Here is a 22,666-nt window from a genome sequence, read left to right on the forward strand (position 1 = left end):
ACGAACGACCGTAACTGTTATGAGAAAATTTATCATTTTCTTTTTACTCACATACATTTCCTCCTTCTGCATCGCCCAAACTTATAAATATCTCGGCGTAGAAGATGGCTTGAGCAACCGTAGGGTATATGCCATTCAGAAAGGGCCGAAAGGATATATGTGGTTTCTTACGCACAATGGCATTGACCGCTATGACGGAAAAAATTTCAAGCAATACCGGCTTATAGACAGCGAAATAGAAGTTAACTCCATGCTCAACCTGAGTTGGCTATATGTTGGTGTGGATGGAACATTGTGGGAAATAGGCAAAAAAGGAAGAGTATTCCGCTATGATGCCAAACATGACCGCTTTCAGCTTGTATACAAGCTACCTGATGAAGTAGTAAAAGGGAATCCGACTCCCGTAAGCTATGGATTTATTGACAGCAACAATATTGTGTGGCTCTGCAATGAGGAAGCACTATATCTCTACGATACGAATACAGAGAAAACCATCGTTATAAAAAACGATATCGGAGAAAGCATCACAGCTGTTGAGCAAATAGATTCCGAACATTATTTCATCGGTACGGATGTCGGTATACATCATGCCGAATTAAAAGACTATGTCCTCAATCTTTCCCCCTGCCATTGGCTCGACAACCTGAAAATACAAGTCAATGAATTGTATTTCCACAAAACCAGTCGCAAGCTATTCATCGGAACTTTCCAAAAAGGTATTTATCTATACGATATGAATATCCACCAAACCATCGAACTGAATGTAGGTTTGAAGGATGTCAGCATTACACGTATCAAAGCCTTCAATGACAAAGAAATATTGATAGCTACAGATGGTGCCGGAATATACAAAATGAATGTGGATACCTATAAATGTGAACCTTACATTGTAGCGGATTATAATAGCTATAATGCCATGAACGGCAACAGCATTTATGATTTCTATGTGGATGGTGATCGCATCTGGATGGCAAACTATCCTATCGGCATCACGGTACGCAATAATCAATACTCCAGTTACCTATGGATCAAACATTCCATTGGTAACAGACAATCGCTTGTTAACGACCAGGTGAATTCCATCATTGAAGATCAAGACGGAGACTTATGGTTTGCTACCAACAACGGTATCAGTCTATATTCCACTCAAACCAAGCAATGGCACTCATTTCTTAGCGTATTCGATAATGAAAATATAACCAAGAATCATGTTTTCATATCTTTATGCGAAGTGTCACCCGGCATCATTTGGGCTGGCGGATACAGTTCGGGAATTTACCAAATCAACAAAAAGCAGATGAAGGCGGAATTCTTCACTCCTTCTACATTTGGGGATTGCGATATCCGTCCGGATAAATACATACGCTCTATTATGAAAGCTTCTGATGGCAGCATCTGGTCCGGTGGCTATTATAATTTAAAGCAAATAGACTTTGCACGCAAAAACATACGAGCTTATCCTGGACTGAACGGCATCACGGATATAAAGGAAAAGGATGATCAACACATGTGGATAGGTACAGCCACAGGATTATATCTTCTAAATAAGGAAACCGGTAAGTTTCAAAATATCTCGATGCCGATAGAGTCTTTCTATATCAACGCACTTTATCAGACACCAGATAGCTTGCTATATATAGGAACCAGCAACTCAGGATTACTTATTTATAATTATCAGAAAAACTCATTCGAACATTTTCACAAAGATAACTGTCCGTTGATTTCCAACAACATATATACCATTCTTCCGGACGGGAATAAAAGTGTCCTGCTAAGTACAGAAAATAGTCTGACAAGTTATTACCCGGAGGGGAAAATCTTCCATAACTGGACCAAAGAACAAGGATTGAAAAGCGATCATTTCAATGCAACCTCAGGTACTCTAAGGAAGAACGGGAATTTTATCCTTGGAAGTACAGACGGAGCAATAGAGTTCCACAAAGATATGATGATTCCACGCAATTATGAGTTCAAAATGATATTCAGCGATTTGCGCGTATTCTATCAAACCGTTTACCCCGGCGATGAGGGTTCACCATTGGAAGTGGACATAGATGAAACTCAAGTGTTAAAGCTGAAATACAATCAGAACATATTCTCTCTACGGATATCTTCTATCAACTACGATTATCCGTCATTGGTTCTGTATTCCTGGAAACTGGAAGGTTTCTATGACGGATGGAGCCGTCCTGAGAAAGAGTGCATGATCCGGTTCACAAATCTGAGTCCCGGAAAATATACATTACGGGTACGTGCCATCTCCAGTGAAGACCGGCGAATCGTTCTTGAAGAGCGTGACATGGAAATCATGATAGAACAGCCTTTATGGCTCAGTATATGGGCATTAATACTTTATGCCGCCGTGGTAGCCGCGATCGCCATTATCACATTGCGTGTCATTATCCTGCGCAAACAGCGTAAGGCTTCGGATGAGAAAATACGTTTCTTCATCAATACAGCGCATGATATTCGTACTCCGTTGACACTGATCAAAGCGCCACTGGAAGAACTCAGTGAAAAGGAAAATCTGACACCGAGCGGACGAAGCAATATGAATACTGCCATACGAAATGTGAATGCCCTGTTGCGACTGACAACCAATCTTATTAACTTCGAACGTGCAGACACTTATTCCAGTGCCCTATATGTATCCGAATATGAGTTGAGCACCTACATGGAGGAAATGATCAATGCTTTCCGGGCTTATGCCGACGTAAAGCGTATCAGCCTGACTTATGAGAGTAATTTCCGCTACATGAATACCTGGCTTGACAAGGATAAGATGGATTCGATTCTGAAAAATCTGATATCCAATGCCTTGAAATATACACCGGAAGGTGGAAGCGTACATATCTATACAGCAGAAACAGAAGACTATTGGAGTGTGGAAGTAAAGGATACGGGTATCGGTATTCCGTCCTCTGAACAGAAAAAGCTCTTTAAAATACACTTCCGGGGTAGTAATGCCATCAACTCGAAAGTAACGGGTAGTGGTATTGGACTGTTACTGGTATGGAAACTTGTTCACCTGCATAAAGGCAAAATCAACTTTACAAGTACGGAAGGAAAAGGCTCCTGTATTAAAGTCACATTCCCAAAAGGTGAAAAACCTTATCGAAAAGCTATTCACAGTCCGAAACCGGGAAGTGAGAAAGTTGCTTATGCTGAATCGGGAGTGCCTAAGAATGTTATACCAAACATTGCTTATGATGCAACTAAACAGAAACAACAGCAAAACAGTGATCTTCCGAAAATCCTGATTGTGGAGGATAATGATGAGTTGAGGGAATATCTCCGCAATACACTGTCGGACGACTATAACATACAAGTATGCAGCGATGGCAAACAAGCACTCGAAGTAGTCAAGGAATATATGCCTAACATGATTATTTCGGATATCATGATGCCGGAAATGCGTGGAGACGAATTGTGTCATGTCTTAAAGAATGATATTGAAACCTCTCACATTCCCATCATTTTGCTCACAGCACTGAACAATGACCGTAACATCATTGAAGGATTGAAGACCGGAGCCGATGAGTATATTGTGAAGCCTTTCAATATAGGTATTCTCCGTGCTACGATATCCAACATCCTGACGAATCGCTCTTTGCTGCGACATAAATATGCTAATCTGGAACTGAATGATGATGAAGATGCCACAACTTGTACCAATTGTTCCACCGACCTTGACTGGAAATTCATTTCTTCCGTCAAGAAGCATGTGGAAGAAAATATGGATAACGGCGCACTCAATGTGGAAATGCTCTGTTCATTACTGAATATGAGTCGTACCAGCTTCTACAATAAAATAAAAGCCCTGACCGACCAGGCTCCGGCGGACTATATCCGATTGATACGTCTGAAACGTGCCGCACAACTACTGAAAGAGCAGAAATACAGCATAACTGAAGTTGCAGAAATGACTGGTTTCAGCGATGCGAAATACTTCCGCGAAGTATTCAAGAAGCATTTCAGTGTCAGCCCGAGCCAATATGCGAAACAGAAAGAAGAAGAGGAAGAAGGGTAATAAAGTGGTAGAATAATACCATATTATCACATTATAACATTAAAACTATGAATATTTATTTAGAGGCATTCGGCCTTTTTTCTAAAATAGGAGTTTTCACTATCGGAGGTGGCTATGCCATGGTGCCACTCATAGAGGAAGAAATTGTGGAGAAACGAAAGTGGATCGCCAAAGACGATTTTATAGACTTACTTGCCATTTCCCAATCGACTCCCGGCATTCTTGCGGTTAACATTTCTATTTTCATAGGATATAAACTACGGGGAATTCGTGGTAGCCTGGTGACTACTTTAGGTACTATATTGCCATCATTCTTCATTATTCTTGCCATTGCTTTATTCTTCCATAACTTCAAAGACAATACAGTTGTAGAGCGCATTTTCAAGGGCATCCGCCCGGCAGTAGTCGCACTGATTGCCGCTCCTACATTCAGTATGGCGAAATCAGCAAAAATCAACCGTTACAATGTCTGGATACCCATTGTATCCGCACTGATCATCTGGTTGTTGGACTTCTCTCCTATCTGGGTAATCATCATCGCCGGTGTAGGTGGATACCTGTACGGACGGTTACACCATCCCAATGTTGAAAGTTAGCTACACATTATAAATCATAAATCTCCCATGCTTTATCTCCAGTTATTCTATACATTCTTCAAAATAGGTCTTTTCGGCTTTGGCGGCGGATATGCCATGCTTTCAATGATACAAGGTGAAGTAGTCACACGTTACGAGTGGCTGACGCCGCAAGAGTTTACAGATATTGTAGCTATCAGTCAGATGACTCCCGGACCTATCGGAATCAATTCGGCAACGTATGTAGGCTTCACGGCTACCGGAAGTGTGTGGGGTTCTGTCATCGCTACCTTTGCAGTAGTGCTTCCTTCATTCATCCTGATGTTGGCTATCAGCAAGTTTTTCCTGAAATACCAGAAACACCCGGCTGTTGAAGCAGTATTCAGCGGATTACGTCCGGCAGTGGTAGGTCTTCTGGCATCGGCAGCCTTAGTATTGATGAATACTGAGAATTTTAATTCACCTAAAGAAGACATGTACTCGTTTATCGTCAGTTGCATCATCTTCCTGGTGGCTTTTGTGAGTACCCGGAAATATAAAGTCAATCCGATAGTGATGATTATAGTCTGCGGAATAGCAGGTTTCATATTGTATTAACTAAAAAGGTGAAGCTTATAGCTTCACCTTTTTAGCCACTACCTTCGACTCATTATGCAGTCGGTCGAGTGCTGTTACCACATAGCGATATTTAGTCTTTCCATTTTCATAGGGTAACTTATAGAAGTTATCCCGCGTGATGGCTACAATATGAGAAGGATCACTGATGTCCACTTTCTCTTTAGCATCGAAACGGTAAATCACATACTGTACGGCACGATCCATTTCATCCTTGTACTTCGGCGCTGTCCAGAACAAAATATATCCATCTTCTGTCCACACCGGTTTCATCTTGCGCACTTTATCCGGCGCTTCATTATCCATGAAATCAAAAACAGGAGGCAAGGCAGGATATTTGTGGTATTCAGCCATCAAAGCATCACGATACTTTCCAGCATTCTCCACCACTGCACTTGCAGGCCACTGACAACTTCCACCAATCGTCTGATAAGCACGTTGCAACGCCATCTTACGAGGAAGCTGGTTCATGGAAGGAGTCTGCGGATCAGCATTCTGCACCGTATTCATTACCGACTGACCGATGAACAAAGGACGATTTTCCGTATTCTTTGCCCACCACTTCACCAATGTCTCATAGTCAGCTACCGGATGACCTATCTGCCAGTATATCTGCGGAATGTTATAGTCTATCCAACCTTCACGGGCCCAAAGAAGCACATCGGCATAAAGATCATCATAGTTTTGCAAACCGTTGGTCTTACTACCCAGCGGATCACTCTTCTGATTACGGTAAATACCAAACGGAGAAACACCGAACTTAACCCACGGCTTCAATTCACGCACTGTCTCATGAATTTTCTTTATTAACACATTGACATTGCTGCGACGCCAATCCGCTTTATTAGAAAATCCACCGCCATAACGGGCAAAGCTGGCATCATCCGGGAAGTCTACTCCCTGTTTAGGATAGGGGTAGAAATAATCATCCATATGAATAGCATCGACATCGTAGCGGGAAACAATATCCGTAATCACCATACAGATGTGGCGACGGCTTTCCGGCAATGCAGGGTCGAAATAGACTTGATCACCGTAAGTAACAAACCATTCGGGATGGATATTATAAACATGGCCCGGCGCCAATTCATTCTTCAGTGAAGTCTTCACACGATAAGGATTAATCCAGGCATGAAACTCCATACCACGCTTGTGGCACTCTTCAATCATAAACTCCATGGGATCCCAATAAGGATTGGGTGCTTGTCCCTGTACACCGGTCAGAAAGCGGCTCCACGGTTCCAGTTGCGAAGCATAGAGAGCATCAGCTTCGGGACGTACCTGAAAGATAATGGCATTAATGCCTGCCTCTTGCAGGGAGTTCAACTGACTGATCAGGGTCTGTTTCAACTTCTCGGTGGGAATTCCGCGGAATTGTCCGTTAACAGCTTGTATCCAGGCTGCACGAAATTCACGTTTGGGGTATCTTTCGGGTTGAAATTGCGCTGCCACTGTCAGAGAAAAGAGCAGGGCACATACGCACAAAAGGGTTCTTACTTTCATTCTATATAAAATCTGATTAGGGTTTATTCAATTCATTGGCCATTCAACAACTACACGGACGCCACTGTTGTACGAAGTATCCAGGTAAATCTTTCCATCTACAATATCCATCACCTGACGGGCAATGGAAAGTCCCAGACCTGTGCCGGGAGTAAAGCTATCTACTTTAAAGAAACGCTCGAAAACAGTTTCCTGATATTGCGGCTCAATGCCGATACCAGTATCTTCTATTATGAAACGTATGATATTATTCTCCTTATCTTCCTCACATTGCAGACGGATCACACCTCTCTCGGTAAACTTCCCGGCATTATCCAGCAAAAGGCTAAGCACACGTTTCAGCCAGGCACGTACAGTCTGTATCACCGGGGCGTCCGGAGAGGGAACCCATTGCAGTTCCACACCTTCTTTATGCTTCCCGCCCAACTCATCTATACATTCAAGACAGCAGGCATTTACATCCACCGCTTCTTTGGGCATATCCGCAGTCTGGGAGTCCATATCAGCAATATCTATAATATTATCAATCAGCTCCAGCAAATAAGCGCTGTTCTTCTCCACTTGGCCGGAATACTCACGGGCATCTTCCACATCCAAGCCTTCTTCGGCAAGCAATGCAGAAAAACCTACTACAGAATTAAGCGGTGTACGCAACTCATGCGTGACGTGCTGGATGAACGAGCTCTTAATGCGCCCCATCTTTTGCAATTCCTTACGGGCAACATCCAGTTTCCGGTTCATGGAAAGAGTACGAATATAAAGGTAAGTAACCAATATCAATAGCAGTAATATCACACAACCCGCCCCAAACACAAAAGCCAGACGCTCACGACTCATTTTCTCACTCAGTTCCAGCTTTTCCATCTTCAGACGGTCAACCTCAAACTGAGCGGTATACTTGTTCAGCTGTTCATCCATCTCTGCCGTACGCACAGAATCATTCAACTGGGAATACTCTGCAAAAGCACGACATGCCTCCTTGTAATGTCCGATCTGTTCCAGCATAATGGCTTTTTGCCGATAGTTTCCCGGATAATAATTGCCTATCGAACGCTGGTAATTAATCAGAGAATCCATATAAGCCACAGCATTGCCTATGTTACCCAAGATCTGACTGCACATAATTTTATAGCCGAACCAGCCCTCCTGTGAAATAGACTCTTTATTTTTAAGATAATAAGCATTTGCTTCACGAATATAAGGTTCTGCCGCTTTCTCTCCTTTTACCCCCAAAACCGCAATAACCCGGAACTGATAATAGCGCATATACAGGGCTTCTCCTATTACAACATCCTTCCCCTCTACTGTCTTCCCCAACTGTCCCAACCGATCCAGATAAGGCACGGCGTCACTATATGACTGACGTGCCAGATAAGTTTGAATGATATTGAGGGAAACCACATAAGCATCACGGTAATATTTGCCTTCTTCAAAGTGCTTCAATGCACTGTCATAATATTCAAGGCATAGCTTTATATTCTGACCAAACACACGGTGATTATAACCTATACACATTTCACCGGATGCCATGCCATATTTATCTTTCCGTTTCTCAGCATCTTTACAGAGTAAATCCGTCTCCTTCATCGCCTCTTCCTGCATCCCCTTTTCAGTCATCCGCTGGATGTACTGCCTCCATGCCTGATAGCGATCGGTATTACGGTGGCAACGATCTGCCCAGTCCATATATTCATAAGTCATCAGGCGCAAACTGTCCGTATCTCCTAATTCATAATAATGATTTGTAAGAATAGCATAAGCGTCACTGATATTAGCCGTATCCTTCCGCTCTTTTGCCAATTCAAGGAAGTGCATACCCAAGGGTAGAAAATTCGGTTTGCCATTCGCTTTCCGTACACTGTCGGCAAGCGATTTCAGATCAACAGTCTCTTGTCCCATAACTGTCCCGAAACAAAAAAACAAGCATACCAACATGGCACACAAGCATATCCGAGGGTATTGCATAAGGATGATTGGTTTTTAAAGTGCGCATAAAAATAGTGCTTTTCCCGCTTGTATGTCAGCAACTATTTAAAAGTATAACAAATCTTAACCTGCCAATCATTATACATATTTGAATTGCAGTGATTATCTTTGTGCCTTAAATTCACTTTAGTGACTCAGATTATGACCAAAAACAACTCCATACTCATCAAAGGCGCACGCGTCAACAACCTGAAAAATATAGACGTAGAAATACCCCGGAACAAACTTGTCGTCATCACCGGGTTGTCCGGTTCGGGTAAATCCTCCCTGGCATTCGACACACTTTATGCTGAGGGACAACGTCGTTATGTAGAAAGCCTGAGCAGTTATGCCCGCCAGTTCCTGGGACGTATGAGCAAGCCTGAATGTGACTTTATCAAAGGGATTCCGCCGGCCATTGCCATAGAACAGAAAGTGAGCAGCCGCAATCCACGTTCCACTGTCGGCACCTCTACCGAAATATACGAATACCTACGATTATTGTATGCCCGCATCGGACGGACATTCAGTCCCATTAGCGGAGAAGAAGTAAAAAAACATTCCACAGAGGATATCGTAAACTGTATGTTAGGTTATCCGGAAGGAACAAAATACACAGTGCTCGCTCCGATATTGGTACGTGAAGACCGTACCATGAAACAACAACTGGACATTGATATGAAGCAAGGATTCAATCGTCTGGAAGTAAACGGAGAGATGATACGCATTGATGAATACGAACCCAAGAAAGGAGATACCGTTTTCTTATTGATAGACCGCATGGTAGCATCCAAAGAAAAAGATGCGGTCAGCCGACTGACGGACTCTGCCGAAACGGCGATGTACGAAGGCGACGGTGCCTGTCTGCTCCGGTTCTATCAGCCTGACGGAACAACCAGCCTGTATCGCTTCAGCACCAAATTCGAAGCAGACGGCATTGCTTTTGAAGAGCCGAGCGACCAGATGTTTTCCTTCAACTCCCCCATCGGTGCCTGCCCTGAGTGCGAAGGTTTCGGTAAAGTAATCGGTATTGATGAACATCTGGTGGTTCCCAACCGTTCGCTGTCCGTTTACGACGGCGCCGTGGTGTGCTGGCGCGGTGAAGTGATGGGTGAATGGAAAGATATGGTGATACGAGGTGCCGAAAGAGCGGGATTCCCTATCTTTACACCTTACTATGAGTTGACGGACGCACAACGTCGGATGCTATGGGAAGGCACTCCTTACTTCCAGGGTATCAACGCCTTCTTTAAGATGGTGCAGGAAAATCAGTACAAGATACAATATCGCGTGATGTTGGCACGCTATCGTGGCAAAACACTTTGCCCGAAGTGCCATGGTACCCGCTTAAAACCCGAAGCCGGCTATGTACGAGTAGGAGGACGAAATATTTCCCAACTCGTAGATCTGCCGATTACGGAGTTGAAAACCTTCTTCGACGACCTGCAACTGGATAAGCATGATAAGGATGTTGCTACCCGTATCCTCACGGAAATCAACAGCCGTATCCGCTTCCTTCTCGATGTCGGATTGGGATATCTGACACTGAATCGTCTCAGCAACTCGCTTTCGGGTGGTGAGAGCCAACGTATTAATCTAGCCACTTCACTAGGCAGCAGCCTGGTAGGTTCACTCTACATTCTTGACGAACCCAGTATCGGACTACACAGTCGCGATACCGACAAGTTGATACACGTATTGCGTCAATTGCAACAACTGGGTAACACGGTTGTCATCGTGGAACATGACGAAGAAATCATCCGTGCAGCGGATTATATCATAGATATCGGTCCCAAAGCCGGCCGCCTGGGCGGACAAGTGGTCTATCAGGGAGATATGAAAGATTTGCAGCCGAACAGCGACAGCTACACCGTCCGGTATCTACTAGGAGAAGAAGAAATTCCTGTCCCGGAACATCGCCGCCCATGGAATAACTACATAGAACTGACCGGGGCACGCGAAAATAACCTGAAAGGAGTAAACGTCCGCTTTCCTCTGAATGTAATGACTGTAGTGACCGGCGTCAGCGGTTCGGGAAAGAGTACGCTGGTACGCGACATCTTCTTCCGTGCCCTGAAGCGCGAACTGGATGAGTGCAGCGAACGTCCGGGTGAATTTGCTTCTATCCGTGGTGACCTGCAAAACCTGCGAAATGTAGAATTTGTAGATCAGAACCCTATCGGCAAATCCAGTCGTTCAAATCCTGTTACTTATATCAAGGCTTACGACGAAATCCGCAAGCTATGGGCGGAACAACCACTTGCCAAACAAATGGGATACACTGCCGGCTATTTTTCGTTCAACAGTGAGGGCGGACGTTGCGAAGAATGTAAAGGTGACGGAACCATCACAGTAGAAATGCAATTCATGGCCGACCTGGTACTGGAATGCGAAACCTGTCACGGGAAACGCTTTAAAGCTGATACATTGGAGGTTAAATTCCATGACGCTAACATCTACGATGTACTGGAAATGACCGTGAACCAAGCTATAGAGTTCTTCACCAAGCACGGACAGAAGAAGATAGTAAAAAAACTCGCTCCACTACAAGATGTAGGATTAGGCTACATCAAACTGGGACAGTCTTCCTCTACCCTTTCAGGTGGTGAAAACCAACGCGTGAAGCTGGCTTATTACCTCAGTCAGGAAAAGGCTGACCCTACCCTGTTCATCTTCGACGAACCGACTACAGGACTGCATTTCCATGATATTCGCAAATTACTAGAGGCTTTTGATGCCTTGATATTACGGGGACATTCCATCGTAATCATCGAGCACAACATGGACGTTATCAAGTGTGCCGACTATGTGATAGACCTCGGACCGGAAGGTGGCGACAAAGGTGGAAATCTGGTAGCGGCAGGTACACCGGAAGAAGTGGCAAAATGTGCGGCAAGTTATACAGGACAATTCCTGCAAGAAAAACTGCACATGAAATAATTGAATTTATAATAATCTGCAAAACGGAAAAATCTTAACCCGCTTAATTCATAATAGGAGTTAAAGAAGTTATCACTTCGTTAGGAGTTAAAGGAGTTAGAGCCGATAGTGCTTTTTACGGATGTCAATAGTATTGGCTCTAACTCCTGCGTATGAGTTATGTAAGTTAGAAGTAGAAACCGAAACCAACCTTCAGACCAAATACCGAACGGTCACCGTTTACGTTCCAGTACACAGCCGGCTCAAGTGTCACCGTCCTCGACAGGAAGAAAGCGTAACCCGCTTCAGCACCGAAAGAAAACTTGGTATCATCGCTTGTCCCCCAATCCCAACGGTCTACGTTGACATCAGCGCCCAGATATAGACCAATCTTACTGAAATAGTAACGACCGCCTACACCGAGGGTATAAACATCCGTATCACCTCCTTTTTCATTCCATTTGGCTCCTGCATGTATCAGTAACGCCACATTATCCAGCAGAAACGCACCACCTTTGGCTTCAATGCCAAATGAAGTCTTGTCTGTCTCTGTATTATGCGACAAACCTAAGCCGGAAATCGACGGATTCAAGATCCACTTTCCTTTTTCAAATTGTGCCTGGGCAGCCACTGTGGCCACAAGCAGACAAACGAGTAATGCTAATTTTTTCATTGTTACTTATTAGTTTTTGGTGTTATTGTACTTCTCATCTTCCTCTTTACGTTTTCGCTGCAAGTCTTCTTTCTTACGCAACACCAACCAGAGGATAAACACAATGATATAGGATGCTGCAACAGTGACGTATTTTTCCGTATCACTGATAACAGTGTTGCGCGGCAGGAAATAAGCTGCCGTAGCACTCACATAGATAAGCAGAGCGATCGTGATGCTTGTAGATTTTTTAAATCTCTTCATTACCAAAGTTTTTTAGTCGTTTTAAAATACCAGATACTAAACCAGAGCGCAGCTACCACAGCCGCCAGGATGGCAACGCCGAGAGCTGCCTGAGGTCCTAAGCCAAAGCCTTCGGGGGCTATGCAGATGTATGTTGTACAAACAGTTGTCATAAATACAGCCGGAACATAAGTTACATAAAAGTAATGCCCTTTCTTTTCACGCACCAGATAGACGGTAATCGCCCAAAGCGTAAAGACGGAAAGCGTCTGATTGGTCCATGCAAAGTAACGCCAAATCATGTCAAAGCCCTCTTTGTCGCTCAAACTGTAGAGCAACAAACCAATAGCAGCGAGAAACATAGGAATACATATATACAAACGACGACGCATGGATTTTTGTTCCATTCCGAGGAAGTCTGCCACAATAAGTCGGGCAGAGCGGAAAGCGGTATCACCACTCGTGATAGGCGCGGCAATCACACCTAATATAGCAAGGAATCCTCCCGCAGTACCGAGCCAATCTTTGGTGATAGCATCCACTACTACGGCAGCATTCGTCTCCCCCATTCCGTTTTCATGAAAGAAATAGGTGGCAGCTGCAGCCCAAATCAGGGCAACAATACCTTCGGTAATCATAGCACCATAGAACACAGGGCAACCGTGACGTTCACTCGTCATACAACGGGCCATCAACGGACTTTGCGTAGCATGAAAACCACTGATAGCACCACAGGCTATGCTGACAAACATAATCGGGAAAATGGGCAGTTCAGCGGCATTAGGATTCGTATTCTGTAATCCGTCCCAGAATTCCGGCAAGACAGGATGCTTCACATAAAGCATCACCAGTATACCCACCGCCATAAATAGCAATGCAATAGCAAAAAGCGGATATATCTTACCTATAATTTTATCAACCGGCAACAAAGTGGCAAAAATATAATAGATAAATACCACTATTATCCAGAATGTAACATCCAATGATTCCGGTGTCAGTTTTGCCAACAATCCGGCAGGGCCAGCCACAAAGACAGCTCCTACCAATATCATCAAAAGAACGGTAAAGCCACGCATCACCTGCTTGGTAGTTACTCCCAGATAGCGACCGATGATCTCCGGCAAACTTTCACCGCCATTACGCAGAGAGAGCATACCTGCCAGGTAATCATGTACGGCTCCGGCAAAGATACTGCCGAACACAATCCACAAATAAGATGATACACCAAATTTAGCCCCCATAATAGCACCGAAGATAGGACCCAAACCGGCAATATTAAGAAATTGTATCATAAAAATCTTCCAGGTGGGCAAAGGGATATAATCCACCCCATCGGTCTTAGTCAAAGCAGGCGTCTTACGATCATCAGGACCGAAAATATGTTCGATGAAACGCCCGTAAAGAAAATAACCTGCTATTAATGCCAGCAGACAAAGCGTAAATGTAATCATGGTGCGTTATTCATTATTTTTAATGGACGCAAATGTAATAGTTTCTAAGGAAACTGCACAACATTCTCAAGTGTTTTACTTATCTTCGCCGCTAAAAATGACAGAAATAAAGAAAGAAAAGAGAATTTGTTTAGAATAAGTATTAGGTATTACAATAAAATCTCTATCAACATGAAACAGTTACTTCTCACTATATTATTTATCACATTCGTTCTGCCCCTTACCGCGCAACCCACCGGTGAGATGGTTACCCATCCTCCAAAATACGAAGTGCGCGCTGCCTGGGTCACCGCCGTCTATGGTTTGGACTGGCCCCGTACCCGTGCCACCAGTCCCGAAGGCATCCGAAAACAAAAGGCAGAACTAGTCGAAATACTTGACCGACTGAAAGATGCTAACTTCAACACTGTGCTCTTCCAAACGCGAACGCGCGGTGACGTACTCTACCGCTCAAAGATAGAACCGTTCAATTCCATCCTGACCGGGAAAACAGCTGTTGATCCGGGATACGATCCACTGGCTTTCGCCATAGAAGAGTGTCATAAGCGTGGTATGGAGTGCCATGCTTGGATGGTAGCCATTCCGTTAGGCAATCGCAAGCATGTTGCCAATCTGGGCAATGCTTCCGTAACCAAACAGAAATCCGCTATTTGTGTGCCTTATAAGCGTGAATACTTCCTCAATCCCGGAAATCCGCAAACCAAAGAATACCTGATGAGCCTTGTACGCGAAGTCGTAGAAAAATATGACGTAGATGGCGTTCACTTCGATTATCTGCGTTATCCGGAGAATGCTCCCCGATTCCCTGACACCTATGATTTCCGGAAATACGGCAAAGGACGCGACCTCGCCCAATGGCGCAGGGATAATATTACGGAAATCGTCCGCCATCTCTACAAAGGTGTGAAAGCCCTGAAACCCTGGGTAAAGGTAAGTACCTGCCCCGTAGGAAAATATCGCGATACTTCCCGTTACCCTTCCCGCGGGTGGAATGCTTTTCATACTGTCTACCAGGATGCGCAAGGCTGGCTGGGTGAAGGCATACAGGATCAGATATATCCCATGCTTTACTTCCGGGGTAACCATTTCTATCCTTTTGCCCTCGACTGGCAGGAACAAAGTAATGGTCGCCAGATCATTCCCGGACTGGGTATCTATTTTCTCGATCCCAGTGAAGGAAACTGGACACTGGATGAAGTGGAGCGTCAGATGCACTTCATCCGTACCCACAAACTGGCAGGTCAGGCCCATTATCGCGTGAAATATCTGATGGACAACACACAAGGGTTGTATGATGTATTGGAAGAGAACTTTTATACCGCTCCTGCCCTGCAACCTGCCATGCCCTGGATAGACAACGTACCACCGACAGCCCCTACCGGCCTTACCGTCACCCAGCTGCCGGACGGATACATCCACCTCAGTTGGATGCCTGCCACGGACAATGACAAACACAACGTACCGACCTACGTCATTTACGGCTCGGACACTTACCCGGTGGATACCTCCAATCCGGAAAACATCATTGCCCAGCGAGTACAGGGAACGGAATACACGTATGCTCCCATCCGCTTCTGGACGGCAAAGAGGTATTTTGCCGTCACTGCCGTGGACCGTTGCGGCAATGAAAGCGAAGCGTGCAGATAACTCTCCCGGATGCCACACTTCAACACCCCCAATGCCACACCTGAACGGGGGAAATGCCACACTTGAACAGGTGCAAAGTGTGGCGTCGGAGACGTCGAGATGTGGCATTTCACCTGCTAAGGTACGGCATTGAGGGCGATGAAGCGTGGCATCCAACCAACGAAGCCCCGCAACCGGACAATAAAGTTCAGTATTAGAAAAATCAACATCAGCAGCACTTTTTTCTTTTTCTGCTGTTGTTGTTATTATATCTTTTATATTCTCTTCATTAGTTGTATTGGTATTTTCGTCAACAATACTATTATCCAATACTTTAGCTGAATTTTCAGCGCTTTTCTCCTCCTTTTCCTTCGACGTTTTTTGCTGTTTTTCGTCATTTTTTGACTCAAAAATCGACGATTCCGATGCACTTTTGAACGTTTTTGATTTTTTTTCCCGAACCGTTTTCTCCGGTTTTTCATCTTCATTCCCATCTGTTGCCTTCCATACCTGAACCCGTTGACCTATCGGATTCAGTTCGGCGGGCATGAAAGAACCGTCTTCTTCAAAATCGAAAAGTCCGTAACAAAAGATGATCTTTTTGACATAGGCAAAAGAAATTTTATAGAGTTTACAGAAAGGGCGCAGATATTTCATATCGCCGCATGAGTCGGGCAGCATAGCCAGTTTCTCAATGACAAACCAATAAGCCCCTGTTCCCTTGAGCTTTTCCTTCTCCAGCAGATATTCCATCCTGGGGTCGCACATCGCCATCAAGGGATGTTGCAAATAAAAATTCCTTTTCATCTTTTCTTTATGTTTTAGTTTAAAGCCATAAAGATAAGAATAGCATGTGAGACAGTCGGAGGTTCCGTGAGGTTATGTGAGGTTTCGTGAGGTTAAATGAGGTTCCGTAAGGTTAACACACCTCCACCCGCACGTAAGCCCGATATCTGCTTTGAGGAGTAACCGGTACCAAGGACAAATAGCCGGAAACAATCCTTCCATCCTCCACTACCAATGGATAATCCCTCATGTCCTGTTCATGTTGCGCCCGCAAAGCTTCGGCAGAAGGGAAATTGTCGACATTAAAGATTCCTTTGCTACCGGGAGCGACGAAATTATCATAAAGCTGACGGGCAACCATCCCCATAGTCATGCGCACATTAACTTCAACATGTGGATAAATGGCGTATGGATATCCTCTCTGATCCGGACAGATCATCATATCTATCCCCATAGGACCAGAATAATACCTGCCATAAATTCCTTCTATAACTTTCTGCAAATACTCACGAATGCCCACAAATGCTTCCAAAGGGATATACCGTAGAATCCACTGTTCCACTTCCTCATTAGAAACCAACATATTACCACGATAAACACCTTTCTCATCCGTAATAAAATGCGAGTAGCCGCTAAACAGTACCTTCCCCCTGCCATTGGAGTAGAATTCCATGGCAAAATCTCCCTCCTTTTTATATATAGGTTCCAGTACAAGAGCTCCGTATTTCGCTAATTCCCGACGACACCAATCAGCCGTAGATTTCGCCAGCCCGCGGCGACACCAACGTAACCCCTTTCCGCTGCCCGACCACACGGACTTGAACAAGTAGCCGTCCTTAAAATCATCGACTATATCCGGAACGCGGAATTCCTTGCCCTCCCCTGATATCAGAAAATGGCGTCCACAAGCACATTTGAGGGTTTTATTCAGTTCAAACGTCAGAGCAAGAGCCATCGCATACGCACGGGAAGAGAGCATACGACACTCGCGCAACTCTGCTTCCGTAGGAAGTTTATGTTCGGCAATACCGGCTTTCTGCATACGCTTGCGGAAAGCGCGGTTCCATCCCCAAGGTACAATTTGGGATTCCGCATAATCGGGTAATTCCGGTTCAGTGACCAATTGCACGGAAAGAGGAAACAATTGTTTCATTTTCTGCAAATAATCTGCATTATAAGCTGATGGGGCAAGTACTGCACTACCGGGCTGAACATACCAAACAGGTAATAAGGCGAGATCCTGAGCCATTCGGCGGGCAGATGCAGGAGCTATATAATTCTCTTCATTACTAGCAAGTGCCATGTCCGTGTCTGGGTTAAATACATAGAGTTTCATAACTATTACAGTTCTTTATTTATTAAGGCCACAAAATTACAGAGAAAAACAAGGCAAAGCAAATATATAAACTTCACTAACAAAAAAGATATTTTGCCATCTCTACTTTGCAATTCTACAAAAAAGACGTATATTTGTCGCCCGATAAACCGAATTTAACAGCATGGAAGCATTCTACCGCACACACGCCTATCTTGTTGAGCATACCAATGCCCCCGTTCGCCGTGACCTCATGGATGAGATCAACTGGAACGACCGTCTTATCGGTATTAAAGGAACGCGTGGTGTAGGCAAAACCACGTTTCTGTTGCAATACGCCAAAGAGAAATTCGGAACCGACCGTTCCTGCCTCTTCATTAATATGAACAATTTCTACTTTTCCAATTTCAGCATCGTTGATTTCGCATACGAATTTCAACGCCGCGGTGGAAAAGTATTGCTGATAGACCAGGTATTCAAACATCCGGACTGGAGCAGAGAACTGAGAATGTGTTACGACCGTTTTCCAAACCTCAAAATCGTGTTCACCGGTTCGTCCGTAATGCGACTGAAAGAGGAAAACTTGGAACTGCGTGATATAGTGAAGAGTTATAACCTGCGTGGTTTCTCCTTCCGTGAGTATCTGAACCTGCAAACAGGCATGAAGTTCCGGGCTTATACACTGGAAGAGATTCTGAGTAACCACGAACAGATTGCCAAAGGCATTCTTTCGAAGGTACGCCCACTGGATTACTTGCAGGACTACCTGCACCACGGTTTCTATCCGTTCTTCCTGGAGAAACGCAATTTCTCGGAGAATCTGCTGAAAACCATGAATATGATGGTAGAAGTGGATATCCTGCTTATCAAACAGATTGAACTGAAATATCTTTCAAAAATCAAGAAATTGCTTTATATGCTGGCAGTAGATGGTCCGAAAGCACCAAATGTAAGCCAGTTGGCAAACGATATACAGACATCCCGTGCCACGGTGATGAACTACATCAAATATCTGGCAGACGCACGCCTTATCAATATGGTATATCCGAAGGGAGAAGAATTCCCCAAGAAACCATCGAAGATTATGATGCACAACTCTAACCTGATGTACTCCATCTATCCCGTGAAAGTAGAAGAGCTGGATGTGCTGGACACTTTCTTCGCAAATTCCTTGTGGAAAGATCACAAGGTGAACAAAGGCGACAAGAATATGTCGTTCCTGGTGGACGATGTGATGCCTTTCAAGATTTGTCCGGAAGGAATGAAGATTAAGAACAATCCCGGCGTCACCTACGCCCTGCACAAAGCGGAAATAGGAAGAGGGAATCAGATTCCACTCTGGATGTTCGGCTTTTTATATTGAGATTTATTCACTTAATAATAATTCAATTTAGTTATGACTAAACAGAAGAAATTCATTACTTGTGATGGTAACCAGGCTGCTGCGCATATCTCGTATATGTTCTCTGAAGTAGCTGCTATCTATCCCATCACTCCCTCTTCTACGATGGCTGAGTACGTAGACGAATGGGCTGCCGCAGGACGCAAAAACATCTTCGGCGAAACAGTATTGGTACAGGAAATGCAATCGGAAGCCGGTGCTGCCGGAGCCGTTCACGGTTCATTGCAAGCCGGTGCGTTGACAACTACTTACACTGCATCTCAAGGTCTGTTGCTGATGATCCCGAATATGTACAAGATTGCCGGTGAATTCCTGCCTTGCGTATTCCACGTATCAGCCCGTACACTGGCTTCTCATGCTCTGTGTATCTTCGGTGACCACCAGGACGTTATGTCAACCCGTATGACTGGTTTCGCTATGTTGGCAGAAGGTTCTGTACAGGAAGTTATGGATCTCGCCGGTGTTGCTCACTTGTCAACTATCAAAGCTCGTGTACCATTCGTTAACTTCTTCGATGGTTTCCGTACTTCTCACGAAATCCAGAAGATCGAGATGTTGGAAAACGATGATCTCGCTCCGCTGATCGACCAGAAAGCTTTGGCAGAATTCCGTGCCCGCGCATTGAATCCGACGAATCCGGTTGCCCGTGGTATGGCTGAAAATCCCGATCACTTCTTCCAGCACCGTGAATCATGCAACAACTACTACGAAGCAGTTCCTGCTATTGTAGAAGAATACATGAATGAAATTTCTAAAATCACAGGACGTAAATATGGCTTGTTCGATTACTATGGTGCTGAAGACGCAGAACGCGTAATTATCGCTATGGGTTCTGTAACCGAAGCTGCCCGCGAAGCTATCGACCACCTGATGGCTAATGGCGAAAAGGTAGGTATGGTTGCTGTACACTTGTATCGTCCGTTCTCTGCTAAGCACTTCCTGGCTGCTGTGCCTAAGACTGCTAAGACTATTGCAGTTCTTGACCGTACGAAGGAACCGGGTGCTAACGGCGAACCGTTGTACCTCGATGTAAAAGACTGCTACTATGGTGCAGCTGATGCTCCGGTAATCGTAGGTGGCCGTTACGGTTTGGGTTCTAAAGATACCACTCCTGCTCAGATCATTGCCGTATTCAAGAATCTGGCTATGCCGATGCCGAAGAACCACTTCACTATCGGTATCGTAGACGACGTAACCTTCACTTCACTTCCTCAGGAAGAAGAAATCGCATTGGGCGGTGCAGGTATGTTCGAGGCTAAATTCTACGGACTGGGTGCTGACGGTACGGTAGGTGCTAACAAGAACTCTGTGAAAATCATCGGTGACAACACTGACAAACACTGCCAGGCTTATTTCTCTTATGACTCTAAGAAGTCAGGTGGTTTCACTTGTTCTCACTTGCGTTTCGGTGATACTCCGATCCGTTCTACATACTTGGTAAATACTCCGAACTTTGTGGCTTGCCACGTTCAGGCTTACCTGCACATGTATGATGTAACCCGTGGTTTGCGCAAGAACGGTACATTCCTGCTGAATACAATCTGGGAAGGCGAAGAACTGGCTAAGAACCTGCCTACCCGCGTGAAGAAGTACTTCGCTAAGAACAATATCTCCGTATACTATATCAACGCAACTCAGATTGCACAGGAAATCGGTTTGGGTAACCGTACCAATACAATCCTGCAATCTGCATTCTTCCGTATCACAGGCGTAATTCCTGTTGACTTGGCTGTAGAACAGATGAAGAAATTCATCCAGAAGTCTTACGGTAAGAAGGGTGAAGATATCGTAAACAAGAACTATGCTGCCGTTGACCGTGGTGGTGAATACAAGCAATTGACCGTGGATCCTGCTTGGGTTAATCTGGCTGACGACGCTAAGACTGAAAACAATGATCCCGCATTCATCAATGAAGTAGTTCGTCCGATCAATGCACAGGACGGTGACTTATTGCCGGTATCTGCATTCAAGGGTATCGAAGACGGTACTTGGTATCAAGGTACAGCTAAATACGAAAAACGTGGTGTAGCTGCTTTCGTTCCCGAATGGAATGCTGAAAACTGTATCCAGTGTAACAAGTGTGCCTATGTTTGTCCTCACGCTTCTATCCGTCCGTTCGTTCTGGATGCTGAAGAGCAGAAGGGTGCAAACTTCGAAATGCTGAAAGCGGTAGGTAAAGTATTCGACGGTATGACATTCCGTATCCAGGTTGACGTTCTCGACTGTCTGGGTTGCGGTAACTGTGCCGACATCTGTCCGGGTAATCCGAAGAAGGGTGGCAAGGCTTTGACTATGAAACATCTGGAAAGCCAGTTGAACCAAGTTCCTAACTGGGATTACTGCGCTGAAAAGGTAGCAAGCAAGCAACATCTGGTTGACGTTAAGGCTAACGTAAAGAACTCTCAGTTCGCTACTCCGTTGTTTGAATTCTCAGGCGCTTGCTCCGGTTGTGGTGAAACTCCGTATGTGAAGTTGATCACTCAGTTGTTCGGTGACCGCGAAATGGTAGCTAATGCAACAGGCTGTTCTTCTATCTACTCTGGTTCAGTACCTTCTACTCCTTATACTAAGAACGAAAAGGGGCAAGGTCCTGCATGGGCTAACTCACTGTTCGAAGACTTCTGTGAGTTTGGTTTGGGTATGGAACTCGCTAATGAAAAGATGCGTGACCGTATCGTGAAACTGTTCAACCAGATTCTGGAAGGCGAAAATGCTCCTGCTGAAGCTAAGGAAGTATTGAAAGCATGGATTGAAAACATGTACGATGCAGACAAGACTAAAGAACTTGCACCTCAGATCGAGGCTATCATCGAGCAAGGCATCGCTGCCGGCTGCCCGATCAGCAAGGAACTGAAAGGCTTGACTCAATATTTAGTAAAACGCAGCCAGTGGATCATTGGTGGTGACGGTGCTTCTTACGATATCGGTTACGGTGGTCTCGACCATGTAATCGCCAGCGGTAAGGACGTTAACATTCTGGTTCTGGATACTGAGGTTTACTCTAACACAGGTGGTCAGTCTTCTAAGGCTACTCCAGTGGGTGCTATCGCTAAGTTCGCTGCTGCCGGTAAGCGTGTACGTAAGAAAGACCTCGGTCTGATGGCTACTACTTACGGTTACGTTTACGTAGCTCAGATTGCTATGGGTGCTGACCAGGCTCAGACTCTGAAAGCAATCCGCGAAGCTGAAGCTTATCCCGGACCGTCACTCATCATCGCTTACGCTCCGTGTATCAACCACGGTCTGAAGTTGGGTATGGGTAAGAGCCAGGCTGAGGAAGAAAAGGCTGTTAAGTGCGGTTACTGGCACTTGTGGCGTTACAACCCGGCATTGGAAGCTGAAGGCAAGAATCCGTTCCAGCTGGATAGCAAAGAACCGGATTGGGCTGGATTCCAGGACTTCCTGAAGAGCGAGGTTCGTTACTCTTCTGTAATGAAACAATATCCTACGGAAGCCGCTGAACTGTTCCAGGCTGCCGAAGACAATGCTAAATGGCGTTACAACAGCTACAAGCGTCTGTCTAAAGGAAACTGGGGTGCAGATGCCGAATAATTTCGATTATTGAAATAGTAAATAATAAACTC

Annotated in this window: 13 protein-coding genes; 7 read left to right on the forward strand and 6 right to left on the reverse strand. The window is 44.9% G+C overall.

The features are described 5' to 3' along the window. Nucleotides 1–19 precede the first annotated feature (19 nt). Genes VYM24_RS23725 through VYM24_RS23735 form a run of 3 tightly spaced genes read left to right on the forward strand, consistent with a single transcriptional unit; the run spans nt 20 to nt 5,202 of the window. Complete coding sequence (locus tag VYM24_RS23725; RefSeq protein ID WP_291550607.1) at nt 20–4,030, forward strand: hybrid sensor histidine kinase/response regulator transcription factor; 4,011 nt, start codon at nt 20–22, stop codon at nt 4,028–4,030. A gap of 47 nt (nt 4,031–4,077) precedes the next feature. Next, nucleotides 4,078–4,626 carry a chromate transporter gene (locus VYM24_RS23730; RefSeq protein ID WP_291550609.1) on the forward strand — a complete coding sequence of 183 codons (549 nt, stop codon included), beginning with the start codon at nt 4,078–4,080 and terminating at the stop codon, nt 4,624–4,626. 27 nt (nt 4,627–4,653) lie between these two features. Continuing rightward, entirely contained in the window at nt 4,654–5,202 is a 549-nt protein-coding gene (locus VYM24_RS23735; protein WP_291550610.1) for a chromate transporter, read from the forward strand. A gap of 15 nt (nt 5,203–5,217) precedes the next feature. Here VYM24_RS23735 and VYM24_RS23740 read toward each other — a convergent pair whose 3' ends face one another. Together VYM24_RS23740 and VYM24_RS23745 are read right to left on the reverse strand one after the other, a co-directional pair. Further along, the gene (locus VYM24_RS23740) at nt 5,218–6,723 is read right to left on the reverse strand and encodes a glycoside hydrolase family 10-like protein (RefSeq protein WP_291550612.1); all 1,506 of its coding nucleotides are present in this window, start codon (nt 6,721–6,723) and stop codon (nt 5,218–5,220) included. A gap of 27 nt (nt 6,724–6,750) precedes the next feature. Beyond that, nucleotides 6,751–8,658: a sensor histidine kinase gene (locus VYM24_RS23745; protein ID WP_425286667.1), complete on the reverse strand. Its 1,908-nt coding sequence runs from the start codon at nt 8,656–8,658 to the stop codon at nt 6,751–6,753. Between the two features lie 192 nt (nt 8,659–8,850). On the opposite strand from VYM24_RS23745, the gene uvrA reads away from it, so the two are divergent. After that, nucleotides 8,851–11,628, forward strand: a complete 2,778-nt coding sequence (uvrA, locus tag VYM24_RS23750) for an excinuclease ABC subunit UvrA (protein WP_330941060.1) — start codon at nt 8,851–8,853, stop codon at nt 11,626–11,628. Between the two features lie 166 nt (nt 11,629–11,794). On the opposite strand, the gene VYM24_RS23755 is transcribed toward uvrA, so the two are convergent. From VYM24_RS23755 to VYM24_RS23765, 3 genes are read right to left on the reverse strand one after another with little or no spacing between them, the layout of a single operon-like run. Continuing rightward, nucleotides 11,795–12,280 carry an outer membrane beta-barrel protein gene (locus tag VYM24_RS23755; RefSeq protein WP_007214818.1) on the reverse strand — a complete coding sequence of 162 codons (486 nt, stop codon included), beginning with the start codon at nt 12,278–12,280 and terminating at the stop codon, nt 11,795–11,797. Nucleotides 12,281–12,289: 9 nt separating this feature from the next. Continuing rightward, a complete protein-coding gene (locus tag VYM24_RS23760; protein ID WP_044263376.1) occupies nt 12,290–12,523 on the reverse strand; it encodes a hypothetical protein in 234 nt (77 codons plus the stop codon). After that, on the reverse strand, nt 12,523–13,953 hold the full coding sequence (locus VYM24_RS23765) for a carbon starvation CstA family protein (protein WP_330941061.1): 1,431 nt from the start codon (nt 13,951–13,953) through the stop codon (nt 12,523–12,525). Before VYM24_RS23765 ends, VYM24_RS23760 begins: the two co-directional genes overlap by 1 nt. A 171-nt stretch (nt 13,954–14,124) precedes the next feature. Between VYM24_RS23765 and VYM24_RS23770 the strand changes: the two genes are divergently transcribed. Next, nucleotides 14,125–15,600 (forward strand): glycoside hydrolase family 10-like protein, encoded by a 1,476-nt coding sequence (locus tag VYM24_RS23770; RefSeq protein WP_291550620.1) that lies wholly within the window; start codon nt 14,125–14,127, stop codon nt 15,598–15,600. 898 nt (nt 15,601–16,498) lie between these two features. On the opposite strand, the gene VYM24_RS23775 is transcribed toward VYM24_RS23770, so the two are convergent. Beyond that, nucleotides 16,499–17,701, reverse strand: coding sequence for a hypothetical protein (locus VYM24_RS23775; protein WP_291550622.1), 1,203 nt, complete (start codon nt 17,699–17,701; stop codon nt 16,499–16,501). A 163-nt stretch (nt 17,702–17,864) separates the two neighbouring features. On the opposite strand from VYM24_RS23775, the gene VYM24_RS23780 reads away from it, so the two are divergent. Continuing rightward, complete coding sequence (locus VYM24_RS23780) at nt 17,865–19,043, forward strand: ATP-binding protein (protein WP_007664449.1); 1,179 nt, start codon at nt 17,865–17,867, stop codon at nt 19,041–19,043. A 33-nt stretch (nt 19,044–19,076) separates the two neighbouring features. After that, nucleotides 19,077–22,634, forward strand: a complete 3,558-nt coding sequence (nifJ, locus tag VYM24_RS23785; protein WP_330941062.1) for a pyruvate:ferredoxin (flavodoxin) oxidoreductase — start codon at nt 19,077–19,079, stop codon at nt 22,632–22,634. The last annotated feature ends 32 nt before the right edge of the window (nt 22,635–22,666 follow it).

It is taken from the genome of Bacteroides sp. MSB163 (assembly GCF_036416795.1).
In the GTDB taxonomy this organism is placed as follows: domain Bacteria; phylum Bacteroidota; class Bacteroidia; order Bacteroidales; family Bacteroidaceae; genus Bacteroides; species Bacteroides maternus.